The organism is Polaribacter sp. HaHaR_3_91, assembly GCF_019278525.1.
Classification (GTDB): Bacteria; Bacteroidota; Bacteroidia; order Flavobacteriales; family Flavobacteriaceae; genus Polaribacter.
Window position 1 is genome coordinate 2,830,049 of sequence record NZ_CP058986.1, and the last position, 13,122, is coordinate 2,843,170.

A 13,122-nucleotide genomic window follows, 5' to 3' on the forward strand; every position below is an offset into this window, starting at 1 on the left:
ACAATTAAAATTTGATTTCCTGAATTTGATCTATCGGATATACACTAGAATACCCGAAAACCTTGTATTTTAAATCTCCTGTAAATTGCACTTTTATAGATTTATTTAAAAATGAATTTAGCAGACCTCCTAAGATTCCGTTTTTGTTATTATCAAAGACTTTTTTAGCAGGAATTACCACCATTAAAGGTATAGAAAACTCCTTTCTTGCTGGTACTTCAAATTCATCTGAAGAAACCTGTGCAACTTCTGCACCGTTTACAATCACCTTAATTTCATCCGTAGAAATAACACCACCAACATCATTTGGGTTTTCAAAAAAAGCTGACGCTTTTAAACGAATAGTATCTCCCTTAAAAGAAGATACCTTTACATTATCTACCTTTATAAAAATAGGTTTTTCCCTTACAGAACAACTTGTAATGAATGCAAAGAAAAGTACAAAATATATAAGGTTTTTCATGTTCAATATTTAAAAAAAAAGGTAAATTGCTCTTGCAAAAATACAGTAATAAATGAAAAGTACAGATTTTATCATTAGAGAAATTCAATCTAAAGACAATGCACAAATGGCAACTGTAATCAGAGAAGTTCTTTTAGAAATGGGTGCACCAAAAATTGGTACTGCCTACGAAGACAAAGCTACTGATAAAATGTTTGAAAACTTTGAAAAACCAACCTCATTTTATTATGTTGTAGAGCATAATAATAAGGTAGTTGGAGGCGCAGGAATTGCACAATTAGATAATTTTGAAGGGAATACGTGCGAGCTTCAAAAAATGTATTTTTTACCGATAACACGAGGAAAAGGTTTGGGTTCTAAATTAATAAATACTTGCTTAGAAAAAGCAAAAATAATTGGTTTTGAAAACTGTTATTTAGAAACTATGCCTTATATGAATGCTGCACAAGCATTGTACAAAAGGAATGGTTTTGTAAATCTTGACAAACCTATGGGAAATACCGGACATTATTCTTGCCCTGTTTGGATGCTTAAAAAATTATAAAAATTGATATATACTATTCTCTTATCGATACACCTTGTACTATTTAGTTGGGCTTTTTACAATATTTTATATTTTGGCGTAAAACCTTCTAAATCTTTAAGCTGGATTTTAATTACACTCTTATTTCCTTTCATGGGGGTTTTTGCTTTTATTTTATTCGGCATTAATAGAAGAAAAATAAAATACTTTGAACTTAAAGAGACTAAAAAAAGGAAAGATTACATTGAAAAGAATCGCAAAAATGAAAAAAATAAAAATGTAGCTGTACTTAAGAGTCGTAAAGCTTCTAAAATATCTAATCTAATTTTTAATAACACAAACTTACCGCTACAATTAAATAATGATGTTGTAGTCTTAAAAAGTGGAAAAGAAACTTTTGAAGCACTTTTTAAAGCTATTAAGAATGCTAAATCATTTATCCATTTACAATATTACATTATTGAAAATGGAGAAATTCTCAACAATATTATTAACTTATTAGAGCAAAAACGAAAAGAAAATGTAGAAGTCCGTATTTTATACGATTCTATAGGAAGCTTTCCCTTAAACAAAAAAACCATACAACACCTAAAAGAAATAGGTGTAAAAATATATCCAGAAACTCCTTTTAAATTTGGAAGCTTTCTTTTTTCTTTAAATTATAGAAATCATAGAAAAATTGCAATTATAGATAATGAAATTGGTTTTACAGGTGGCGTAAATATTTCTGATGAATATATTACAAAAGACACCGATTTAGGTATTTGGCAAGATGCACATGTACAAATATCTGGTTGTGCAGTCGCTAATTTACACGATACTTTTTTAAAAGATTATTACTACGCAACAGATATAGATTTAAGTCAGAAAGAAAAATACAATACGGTTTGTAACGCTGAAGGAAACACTACAATACAAATTGTTTCTAGCGGTCCAGATTACAAACAACCTGTTGTAATGCAACAATATTTGAGCCTTATTAATTTAGCAGAAAAGAGTATTTGTGTATTAAACCCATATTTTATACCTACTTACTCTATATTAGAATCGTTTAAAATTGCAGCTTTAAGCGGTGTAAAAGTAACTTTATTATTGCCTAAAGTTACCGATTCTAATATAGCTACCTATAGTATGTATTCTTATTTTGAGGGTTTATTAAAAGCCGGAGTAGATATATATTTAAGGGACGATTTCTCGCACAGTAAAGTTATATTTATTGATGATGAGATTGCTTCAATCGGTTCTACCAATTTTGATTGTAGAAGCTTTGAACATAACTATGAATTAAATGCTCTAATTTTTGATGAAGAAATTACTTCAGAAATATCAAAAGAATTTAATGAAAGAAAAAATTTAGCCACCAAAATAACTTTAGAAGATTTCTTAAACAGATCTAACAAACAAAAAACACTTGAACGTCTTGCTAGATTTTTAAGCCCTTTATTATAAACTATCTATGACACTTCAAAATTTTCGTATTTTTTTTAACAGTGAATTATCAACGATCTATCCAAAAACAGAAATTGATTCTTTCTTTTTTATGTTGATAGAAGTAAAACTGAACCTACAAAGAATCGATACCGTTTTAAAACCAGACTTTTTAATTGATGAAAGTATTTTATCAGAATTAAAAAATATTGTAAAAAGACTTCAAAAAGAAGAACCTATTCAGTATATTTTAGGAGAAACTGAGTTTTATAGTTTACCATTTTTAGTAGATGAAAATACCTTAATACCAAGACCGGAAACAGAAGAACTAGTAGAATGGGTTATCAATGAAATTCAAGAAATAAGAAGTAAAAATCAAGACAATAAATTAAATATTCTTGATGTAGGAACAGGTACAGGTTGCATTCCTATTTCTTTGGCTAAGAACTTAAATAACGTTTCTATTTCTGCTATAGATGTTTCTTTAGAAGCTTTAAAAAAAGCAAAGCAAAATGCAGTTTTAAATAAAGTTGACATTACTTTCTTAGAAATAGATATTTTAAAAGCTAAAGAATTGCCTAAAAAGTATGACTTCATAATTTCTAATCCTCCTTATGTTAGAGAATTAGAAAAGATAGAAATAAACAATAATGTATTACAAAACGAACCACATCTTGCCCTTTTTGTTGATGACGAAAACCCACTAATTTTCTATAAAAAAATTGCAGATTTAGCAAAACAAGACCTTACTAAAAACGGATTGTTATTTTTTGAAATCAATCAATATTTAGGAAAAGAAACCGTAGATATGCTACACCAAAAAGGGTTTAAAAACATAGAGTTAAAAAAAGATTTTTCTGGAAATGACAGAATGATAAAAGCTACATATTAAAATCGATTATCACCATCTAATAAATCTCCTATTCCACCTAAAACACTTCCTTCTCCTCGCTTTCCACTTCCTGTTCTTGGCGCCATTGACAAAACTCGTCCTGCCAATCTACTAAAAGGTAAAGATTGAATATACACAGTTCCTGGCCCTTTTAAAGAAGCAAAAAACAATCCTTCACCTCCAAAAACAGTATTTTTAATACCACCAACAAACTCAATGTCATAATCTACATCTTGAGTAAAACCAACAATACACCCCGTATCTACCTTTAAAACTTCACCTGGTTGTAATACTTTTTTCGCCATAGTTCCACCAGCATGAATAAAACTTAAACCATCTCCCTCTAATTTTTGCATAATAAAACCTTCTCCACCAAACAAACCTCTCCCTAATTTTTTAGAAAACTCTATTCCAATAGAAACGCCTTTTGCTGCACACAAAAATGCATCTTTTTGGCAGATAAACTTCCCTCCAAATTCTGTTAAATCAATCGGAATAATTTTACCAGGATACGGAGACGCAAATGAAATTTGTTTTTTTCCAAAGCCATTATTGGTAAAAACAGTCATAAATAAACTTTCCCCTGTCAAGATTCTTTTTCCTGCTGAAAATATCTTTCCTAATAAGCCCGTTTCTTGATTAGAACCATCACCTAAAATAGTATTCATTTTAATATTATCATCCATCATCATAAAAGTACCTGCTTCTGCAACGACTCCTTCTTGCGGATCTAACTCAATTTCTACAAACTGCATTTCTTCTCCAAAGATTTTATAATCAATCTCGTGAGCATTTCTATTGTTTGAGTTTTGTGGAATTTTATCTTGAAACATAATTCAATTTTTAAGGTTTATACATTAATTAGAAGATTTTAAAGGGTATTTGTTACACCAAAAAACTATTTTTTAAATTTAGTGAATTTTACTTCAATCTAAATAAGTACATTTTTTTGATACATACTTCTTATGAAAGGTTTATGTAAAGAACCTTTTAAATTTTTGTTAATAAAGCCAAAACAGCCGTTTTCTAATTATTTATGAGTAGAAAAAGCCATATTTTTGCAGTGATAAAAAGAAAAACTATATTTAATACACGAATTAAAAAATAAAAAAATTATGAAATATTTATCTCCAGAAATAGAAGCTTTATCTAAAAAGTTTGAAGTAACAAAATCTTTAGCGCGTACAAATGTATCTTGTGGTATTTTTCAAGAATGTGATTATAACGAAGAAAGACCAGAACTATATAAAAGTAAAGAATAAATTACTTTTTCACTCTTAAACTCCAATGGAATTGAAATCTAGAAACCACTACTTCATCTTTATTTTTTCCTTCGGATGTTAAAACAATAACTTGCCCTTCTCCTGTTTTAATAGATTCTTGAATTGCTTCTCGAATTTCATTCCCTCCTTTACAAGAAAAAAGAATTCTTCCCGTAGCTTTTTTAAAGAACTGCGCTTCTTGCTGGGTCACCAACATAGATACTTTTACCTTAGAATCGTCTATTGCCTTCATTACCAAAACACCTGTTGGCATTTCTGCCGCCATACCTTGTGCAGCCCAAAACATACTTCTAAACGGATTTTGATTCATCCATCTGTATTTTATAGAAACCACCACTTCTGTATCTGTAATAGTGCGCACTCTTACGCCTCCTAAATATGCTAAAGGCAATTTTACAAGGTTAAAAAGATTGACTTTTCTCGGAGTAAATTTCATTTTATATATTTAATTAATTTTAAAAACTACTATTAAAGTTGACAAGGTAGTTAAAATAAATGAAACCAAAACCCAATAATAACAACGGATACAAGACTTTTTAATAGCTTTTTTAACCAAAAATAAAAACGTTAAAGAAATGTTAAATACAGTACTATGTATTGCATAATACCTTTTTAAAGATATATATTTGCATAAGAAAGTATTATATAGTTTATAAATCATGAAACAAAATAACGAAAACACCAATGCCTTTTTAATACATATTTCTGCTTTTGCAGGATTTATATTTCCGTTTGGTAATATAATTACACCATTAATTACATGGCAAACGTTAAAAGACAGAAGTACCTTTTTAGACGAACACGGTAAAGAAGCAATCAACTTTAATATTAGTTATTCTTTATATATTTTTATATTGACATTAACTTTTATACCTGTTTTTATTGGGTCTATTTTTAGAAACTTCGATAATTTTAACAACTTTAATCATATTAACATCAATTTTGAGACTTCTAATTTATTCGGTGTTTTTGGTATTGCATCTCTTGCAGGAATTGTAGGCATCATTAAAATTGCATTGATAATTATAGCTGCATTAAAAGCGAAAGAAGGAGAAAATTATAAATATCCTTTCACTATAAAATTTATTAAATAATCATTTAAAACCACAATAAATGAAAATAGAAAATACAAAAGCACAAATGCGAAAAGGTGTTTTAGAGTATTGTATTTTATCCATTCTAAAAAATGGAGATGCCTATACTTCTGAAATTCTTTCCACATTAAAAAGTGCAGAAATGATTGTGGTTGAAGGCACCATATATCCGTTATTAACACGCTTAAAAAACGCAGGTTTATTAACATACAGATGGGAAGAATCAACCTCTGGACCACCAAGAAAATATTATGTTTTAACAGAAAACGGAGGCATGTTTATAAAAGAACTAGATAAAACATGGAGTAATTTAGTAAACGCAGTAAACCAAGTAATCAGCAAAAAACCAACTACCAATGAATAAGACAATCAACATAAATTTAGGCGGATTTTTCTTCCACATAGATGAAGTTGCCTATCAGAAATTAAAGCGATACCTAGAATCTATTTCTAGATCGTTGAGCGATGATCCGCAAGGAAAAAATGAAATCATTGCAGATATAGAAGCACGTATTAGCGAATTGTTATCAGAAAAAATAACAGATGCAAGACAGGTTATTAATGAAGGTGATATAGAAGATATCATTAAAATTATGGGACAACCAGAAGATTATGCTAGCGCTGAAGAAGAATATAGTGACGCAAACTATTCATATACTAGAAATAACACTACCGGAAAAAAATTATTTAGAGATGGTGATGATAAATTTTTAGGAGGAGTTGCTTCTGGTATTGCACATTATTTTGATGTAGATACTATCTGGATTCGTCTTGGTTTGTTAGCCCTTTTCTTTGGAGCTGGTTTTGGAGTGATCTTATACATTATCCTTTGGATTTTGTTGCCAGAAGCTAAAACGACGGCAGAGAAATTACAAATGGAAGGAGAGCCTGTAAACATCGATAACATCGAAAAAAAGATTCGTGAAGAGTTTAATAATGTTTCAGAAAATGTAACCGAATTTGCGAATAAAGCTTCAGAAAAATTTAAAGATGGCGCTAATGAGTTTTCAGAAAAAATGAATCAGACTTTTTCGGGAAAGCCTCAAAAAAATAATGGATTACAAGATTTCATCAACACCATAGGCAAGATTATTCTTGTATTCTTTAAAGTGATTGGTAAATTTATTGGAATTCTACTAGTGTTTATTGCTGGTGCGGTTATTTTATCACTAATCATTGGTGGGTTTTCAGTAGGAAGTTTAGAGATTTTAAATGTGAACGGAGAGTTTTTACAATATCCGCCATTTTTTTATGATGCAATTTTACCAAAGTGGGTATTAACACTTGCAGCATTTTTATTAATTGGTATTCCGTTTTTAATCTTATTTGTTTTAGGGTTGCGCATATTATCGAGCAGTGTAAAAAAAATTAGCAAACCAACCTCATTAACACTTTTAGGTATTTGGGTAATGGCTTTATTAACCATGATTTTTACAGGAATAGAATACGGAACCTCTCATGTAAATGACGGTCAGTTTGTAAAGAAAACAGCTTTAAATAGCATAGAAAATGATACCATCAATTTAAAAATGATCAATGATGATGAAATTTACTACAGACACAACTTAAGAAGAAATTCTAGTAAACAGCAAGTTGAAATAGATGGAATAAACAAATTATATTCTAATAATATTAATGTTGATGTTAAAAAAAGTAATTCTAATGAAGCATATATAATTCTTCAAAAAGAGTCTTCTGGAAAAACCAGATACAATGCAAACTGGAATGCTGAAAGAATTGAATATAAATATGAAATTATCAATAATACGATTATTTTAGATGCTTATTATTTATCAAACTTTAAAAATATATGGAAAGATGAAGAAGTTAATATCACAGTTTATATTAAAGAAGGGAACACCATTTATTTTGATCATTCAGTAAAAAACTTTTTAGACGATGTAAAAAATGAAACTGATATTTATGACAAAGACATGGTTAATCATCATTTTAAAATGACCGATAAATCCTTACAATGTACAGATTGTGAAGTAGAATTAGAAGATACTAAAATTATTGAAGAGGAAGTTAATTAATACAATTCAACCATAAAAAACAACAATTGAGTAACCATCCTTTGATTTTAAGCGTCTATTAAAAGACATTTACAATATAATTAAAACCAAACACATGAAAAATTCAGTATCAAAAATTATTGCAATTCTATTTATAACTACTCTTTTTACATCTTGTAGTATAGACATGATGAATAGAGTTAACGGAGATAAAAATGTAATTACAAAAACCAGAAAAATTGCAGATCAATTTACGGGAATAAAAGTAAGTACAGGTTTAGATGTCTACATAACTCAAGGCTCTAAAAATAAAGTTACCGTAGAAGCTGATGAAAATTTACACGATATTATTATTACGGAAGTTGAAAATGGCATATTAAAAGTATATGCTGATAAAGGAATCTGGAGAGCAGCAGCCAAAAAGGTGCATGTTACCATTAAAGATTTAACGCTTTTAACAGCCACAAGCGGAAGTGATGTTTACGGAAAAGATGTTATAAATACCGATGAAATTTCTATCTCAGCTACAAGTGGTGCAGATATTAATATTAAAGTAAACGCAACAAGTGTAGAAACAAATTCTACAAGCGGATCTGATATTCATATTTCTGGAAATACGATAAATCATGCTTCTAATGCAACAAGCGGAAGTTCTATTGATGCATATGATTTAGAAAGTGAAAATACCATAGCAAAAGTAACTAGTGGAGCTGATATTAATATTTATGCTTCAAAAAAATTAGAAGCAAGAGCAACAAGTGGTGGCGATATTGATTTTAAAGGAAACCCAAAAACAATTGATAAAAAAACAACTTCTGGCGGAAGTATTTCTAAGAAATAAGCAACCTTAACAAATTAAGCAACCAAAACTATGGACTCTTTTTTAGAACCTTTTAGAAAATCAATTTTAATAAAAGTAGTACTGTTTTTAGCAATGTTGTTTTACAACTTTGTTTTAAACGCTCAGGTTGATACAAATTCAAACTTGTTTAAAACATTAAAATCAAAAGATAGTATTTTATTTGAAAGAGCGTTTAACAATTGTGAAATCGAAAAACTAAGCCCAATTATAGCTGATAATTTTGAATTTTATCATGACGTTGGAGGTATCCAAAATAAGGAACAATTTATTGATATTATAAAAAAGAACCTATGTACCAACCCAGGAAATAACACTAGACAATTAGTTGCTAATTCTTTAGAAGTACATCAATTAAACAATAATGGCGTTATTTATGGGGCTATTCAAAAAGGAAAACACACGTTTCAAGAAAAACAAAAAGGTGTATTAAAAACTGTTGGAATTGCAGCTTTTACACACCTTTGGATTTTAGAAAATAATATTTGGAAATTAAAAAGGGTTTTGAGTTATAATCACAAACCATATTCCGAATAACAATTTATTAGAAAGCTAACTTCTAATATTTATACTAATACTTGGTTTTATTAGTTTACTTGGTAAGTCGTCGTTTTTTAAAAAAACGACGCTTACTTTTTTATGCTAAAACTATTTTACACGTTTTTCGAAAAATGAATCTGCTAAATTAACAGGACTTACCAAAGCCAATTTAAAATCTACAATTTTAGTTGTTGGTATATATAAATCTTTTTCATCTTTAGAATACCAAGTAATTTGTTTTGGTAAAATAAAACCACTTACGTTTTCCCAAGAATTATACCTTATCATTTTATATTTATCAACAGGAGCTTTAGATTTAAAGGTTACTGTATATGCTAACCATTCCATTTTAAAGGTTTCTGGATTATAATACACAATATAATTATCATCTGGAGAAGTACCTACATTTGCTCTATAAGAAATTTTATAACCAGGATAATTGACTCCTTCAAATACAAAATCATCTACTTTCTCATAAGTAATTCCGTCATCCGCCAAGACAAAAGGCATGGCATAAAAATAAAAATATAAGTTGTAATAAAAAACAGGATCTCTTTTTAAACTACCTTCAACATCTTCTAAAGACCAAATTTCATTTCCATCAAAACCTAATGAATATTTTGGTGATTTTACAATAATCTTACGAGAATGTAAATCGGAAATATGAACCTCATCTTCCTTATTAAAAGACAATACTTGTACTTTTCTCCATGCGTCAATACCACCGTGGGCATCAAAAACTTTTCTTAATTCTGTTGGAAATGTTTCTTCTTGCACCTCTACTTTCTTTATTTCTGATTTAACCTCTTTTTTAGGTTCACTTTTGCATGAAATTGCAATTACAACTATTAACAATAAAATTATTTTTTTCATCCTCTAAATTTTATAAATTATCTAGTTGCAAATATATTTACTTTACAGCCTTAGAAAAAAATGAATCTGTTAAATCATTTTTATTGATTGATGCATCTGTAAACACAGTCGCAGGTTTCGCTGGTTCAGTTGGTACACCATTTTCATCTTTTTTATACCAAGTAATTTCTGATGGTAAAATCAATCCGTTTACATTATTCCATTTACCATATTTAATGATATTGAATTTATCGCTTGGTTTTTTAGACATAAATGTTGCGGTATATGCCAACCATTCCATTTGATGTGTTTCTGCGTTAAAATACAACTTGTAATTATCATCAGGAGAACTTCCCATATCTGACTTGAAAGACATTTTATAACCAGGATAATCTACACCATCAAAAGTTAAAGGTGCTATTTTTTCATACGTAATTCCTTCATCAGCTAATACAAAAGGCATTGCATAAAAGTAAAAGAATAAATTGTGATAAAAAGCAGGATTTCCTTTAAAAGTTCCTTTTTCTGCCTCGTCTAACCAAACATTTTTTCCGTCGAAACCAACAGCATAATTGGGTGCATTAATTACATTTATACGAGATTGTAAATCAATCGTATGTACTTCCTCTCCTTTTTTAAAGGATAAAACCTCTGCATTTCTCCAAGCATCAATTCCTCCATGAGCTTCAAAAACTTTTCCTAATTCTTCTGGGAAAGTTTCTTTTTTAACTTCAACTTGTTTTACAGATTCTTTAACCTCTTTTTTAGGTTCATTCTTACAAGAAATTGCAATGACCACAATTAACAATAAAAGTACTTTTTTCATAATTCGATTATATATTTAAATTCGATAGTTTAAAAAGTCGGTTTTATTATATTTCTTTACAAAAGGAGTGGAATTTAAATGTTAAATTAAAAATGAATAGGTAATTTTATAAATTCCCCCCCTTCAATTTTAGCAAAATGTCAGGTTAAGCGCGGTGAAAACCTATTTTAACTTTAAATAGTTCTAGACTACGCTCAAACAAACAGTAGAATTGTTATCCACTGATTTCTGTCTTATATTTTAGATTGATAGGTATACAAATCATAATACCTGCCTTGTTTAGCAATCAATTCATCATGCGTACCTCTTTCTGCAATACTTCCTGCTTCAATAACTAAAATCTGATCTGCTTTTTTAATAGTACTCAACCTGTGCGCAATCACAATCGTTGTTCTGTCTTTCACCAATTTAGACAAACTTTTCTGAATTAAAGACTCACTTTCGGTATCTAAACTAGAAGTTGCTTCATCTAAAATAATAATTTTTGGATCTGCTAAAATAGCTCTTGCAATTGCCAAACGCTGACGCTGGCCGCCAGAAAGCTTTACACCTCTTTCTCCAATTAAAGTATCTAAACCATCATCAAAACGATCTGTAAACTCATTTACATACGCCGCCTTTACGGCATTTTGTAATTCCTCTTCTGTAGCATCTGGTCTAGGAAATAGTATGTTTTGTCTAATGCTACCTTCAAACAAAAATTCGTCTTGTAAAACAACACCTAAATACTTACGATAACTGGATAGTTTCACTTTAGACATGTCTTGATTATCAATAGTAATAGTACCAGATTCAGGATTTAAAAATGTTGCTGATAGACCTGCAATGGTAGATTTACCTGAACCAGAACTCCCTACCAAAGCAGTTACAGAACCAGCAGGAACTTTAAAGTTGATATTATTAATCACCTTCTTTCCTTCTTCGTAAGAGAAAGAAACATCGTCAAAATTAATTTCTCCTTGTAAATCTTCTAAAACAACCTTTCTTTCTTCATCATCTTCTTCCGCAGCCATATTCATTAACTCTTCCGTTCTGTCTAAACCTGCCAAAGCTTCTGTTAATTGACTACCAATATTACTCATTTGTACAATTGGCGCTACCATAAAAGCTAACAAAAATGTAAACTGAATAAAATCACCAAAAGTCATGGTACCTTGTATCATATAATACCCACCAATTCCCATCACTCCAGTAGTTGCTAAACCAATTAAAAGGGTTGATGAACTTGTCATGATAGCAGTTGCCGTCATACTTTTCTTTACATTCTGATAAATATTATCAACACCTTCCTCAAAAATTTTGCTTTCTTGTTCTTCTGCATTAAAGGCTTTTATCACCCTAATTCCGCCCAACGTTTCCGTTAAACGTCCTTTTACTTCTGCATTAATTTTTCCTCTTGCTCTAAAAATCGGTCGAATGTATTTAAAAGATTTTAACGCTATTATACCAAAAATTGATAAAGGAACAAAGGTAAAAACCGTCATCCAAACATTCATTCTTAACAAAATAACCAAGGTTAAAATTGCCGTAAACGAACCTCCAATTAATTGTACCAAACCTGTACCAATTAAGTTTCTAACCCCTTCTACATCGCTCATAATTCTAGAAACCAAGGCACCAGATTTTGTATTATCGAAAAAACTGATAGGCAAAGACAAAACTTTTTTTTGTACTTGTGCTCTTAATTCTGATATTAAATATTGCGCCTGAATACTCAAAACTTTCGTCAATAAAAAAGAAGTAATTGCTTGTACTAAAATCGCCCCAATAACAATAAAAATTAAGTTGTATAAATGACTGTAATCTTTATTTGGAATTACCTCATCCATTAAAACTTTACTTTGCATGGGCAGCACAAAACCAGATAAACTTCTAATAATTATTAATATTAAACCTAAAAACACCAAGTTTCTTCTTGGCCAAATAATGGTTTTAAAAGCTTGTTTTAAGGTTACTTTGGGTTTGGTTTTATCTTTTTTTGATTCTTTATAATGTTGCATCGTTTGTTTTAAAATGTAAGTACAAATGTATTGTCAATTTATATGCCATAGAAAAGAAGTCTGACATATTTGCAAAGTTACATTTTTCATTTCAATGTTATCTTTTAGGGCGTTCCCAAAGGGTCGGGCTATTCGCTAAATCTTTTTTACAAAAAAGTAAAAAAGGATACCACTACTATCTCTTACGCAAAAACAACCTATATATAATTAAATTTCACTTCGCTTATGAAGCCATATTATCCAATCTTAAACATAAAAAAACAATAGAAAAACACCAATAACATATTCTTACTTCTCTTAGAATAACTATATTAAATTAGCAACATTTAGATAAACCACTTAAAAAG

General features: G+C 29.6%; 15 protein-coding genes. 9 read left to right on the plus strand and 6 right to left on the minus strand.

Annotated elements, in window-relative coordinates; all coding sequences use genetic code 11:
- Positions 1–4: 4 nt before the first annotated feature.
- Complete coding sequence (locus H0I27_RS11875; RefSeq protein WP_218730907.1) at positions 5–463, minus strand: LEA type 2 family protein; 459 nt, start codon at positions 461–463, stop codon at positions 5–7.
- A gap of 52 nt (positions 464–515) precedes the next feature.
- Between H0I27_RS11875 and H0I27_RS11880 the strand changes: the two genes are divergently transcribed.
- Genes H0I27_RS11880 through prmC form a run of 3 tightly spaced genes read left to right on the plus strand, consistent with a single transcriptional unit; the run spans position 516 to position 3,306 of the window.
- Positions 516–1,007 (plus strand): GNAT family N-acetyltransferase, encoded by a 492-nt coding sequence (locus H0I27_RS11880; protein WP_218730908.1) that lies wholly within the window; start codon positions 516–518, stop codon positions 1,005–1,007.
- Between the two features lie 3 nt (positions 1,008–1,010).
- Positions 1,011–2,435, plus strand: coding sequence for a cardiolipin synthase (cls, locus tag H0I27_RS11885; RefSeq protein ID WP_254713086.1), 1,425 nt, complete (start codon positions 1,011–1,013; stop codon positions 2,433–2,435).
- A gap of 7 nt (positions 2,436–2,442) precedes the next feature.
- Entirely contained in the window at positions 2,443–3,306 is an 864-nt protein-coding gene (gene prmC, locus H0I27_RS11890; protein ID WP_218730909.1) for a peptide chain release factor N(5)-glutamine methyltransferase, read from the plus strand.
- Here prmC and H0I27_RS11895 read toward each other — a convergent pair.
- Positions 3,303–4,139, minus strand: coding sequence for a TIGR00266 family protein (locus H0I27_RS11895; RefSeq protein ID WP_218730910.1), 837 nt, complete (start codon positions 4,137–4,139; stop codon positions 3,303–3,305). The two genes, prmC and H0I27_RS11895, sit on opposite strands and share 4 nt — an antisense overlap.
- 282 nt (positions 4,140–4,421) lie before the next feature.
- Between H0I27_RS11895 and H0I27_RS11900 the strand changes: the two genes are divergently transcribed.
- Entirely contained in the window at positions 4,422–4,568 is a 147-nt protein-coding gene (locus H0I27_RS11900) for a hypothetical protein (protein WP_218730911.1), read from the plus strand.
- Position 4,569: 1 nt separating this feature from the next.
- On the opposite strand, the gene H0I27_RS11905 is transcribed toward H0I27_RS11900, so the two are convergent.
- Positions 4,570–5,025, minus strand: coding sequence for a DUF4442 domain-containing protein (locus H0I27_RS11905; RefSeq protein ID WP_218730912.1), 456 nt, complete (start codon positions 5,023–5,025; stop codon positions 4,570–4,572).
- 223 nt (positions 5,026–5,248) lie between these two features.
- Between H0I27_RS11905 and H0I27_RS11910 the strand changes: the two genes are divergently transcribed.
- From H0I27_RS11910 to H0I27_RS11930, 5 genes are all read left to right on the plus strand, one after another.
- Positions 5,249–5,683 carry a DUF4870 domain-containing protein gene (locus tag H0I27_RS11910; RefSeq protein WP_218730913.1) on the plus strand — a complete coding sequence of 145 codons (435 nt, stop codon included), beginning with the start codon at positions 5,249–5,251 and terminating at the stop codon, positions 5,681–5,683.
- A gap of 19 nt (positions 5,684–5,702) precedes the next feature.
- Positions 5,703–6,047: a PadR family transcriptional regulator gene (locus tag H0I27_RS11915; RefSeq protein WP_165733545.1), complete on the plus strand. Its 345-nt coding sequence runs from the start codon at positions 5,703–5,705 to the stop codon at positions 6,045–6,047.
- Entirely contained in the window at positions 6,040–7,719 is a 1,680-nt protein-coding gene (locus H0I27_RS11920) for a PspC domain-containing protein (RefSeq protein WP_218730914.1), read from the plus strand. The genes H0I27_RS11915 and H0I27_RS11920 overlap by 8 nt, the downstream gene beginning before the upstream one ends.
- Positions 7,720–7,813: 94 nt before the next feature.
- Positions 7,814–8,539 (plus strand): head GIN domain-containing protein, encoded by a 726-nt coding sequence (locus H0I27_RS11925; protein ID WP_218730915.1) that lies wholly within the window; start codon positions 7,814–7,816, stop codon positions 8,537–8,539.
- A gap of 30 nt (positions 8,540–8,569) precedes the next feature.
- Positions 8,570–9,094, plus strand: a complete 525-nt coding sequence (locus H0I27_RS11930; protein ID WP_218730916.1) for a nuclear transport factor 2 family protein — start codon at positions 8,570–8,572, stop codon at positions 9,092–9,094.
- A 111-nt stretch (positions 9,095–9,205) separates the two neighbouring features.
- Here the strand turns inward: H0I27_RS11930 and H0I27_RS11935 are convergent, their stop codons facing one another.
- From H0I27_RS11935 to H0I27_RS11945, 3 genes are all read right to left on the minus strand, one after another.
- Positions 9,206–9,970: a DUF6503 family protein gene (locus H0I27_RS11935; protein ID WP_218730917.1), complete on the minus strand. Its 765-nt coding sequence runs from the start codon at positions 9,968–9,970 to the stop codon at positions 9,206–9,208.
- Between the two features lie 37 nt (positions 9,971–10,007).
- Positions 10,008–10,775: a DUF6503 family protein gene (locus H0I27_RS11940; RefSeq protein WP_218730918.1), complete on the minus strand. Its 768-nt coding sequence runs from the start codon at positions 10,773–10,775 to the stop codon at positions 10,008–10,010.
- A 233-nt stretch (positions 10,776–11,008) separates the two neighbouring features.
- Positions 11,009–12,775 (minus strand): ABC transporter ATP-binding protein, encoded by a 1,767-nt coding sequence (locus H0I27_RS11945; RefSeq protein WP_218730919.1) that lies wholly within the window; start codon positions 12,773–12,775, stop codon positions 11,009–11,011.
- Positions 12,776–13,122: the final 347 nt, after the last annotated feature.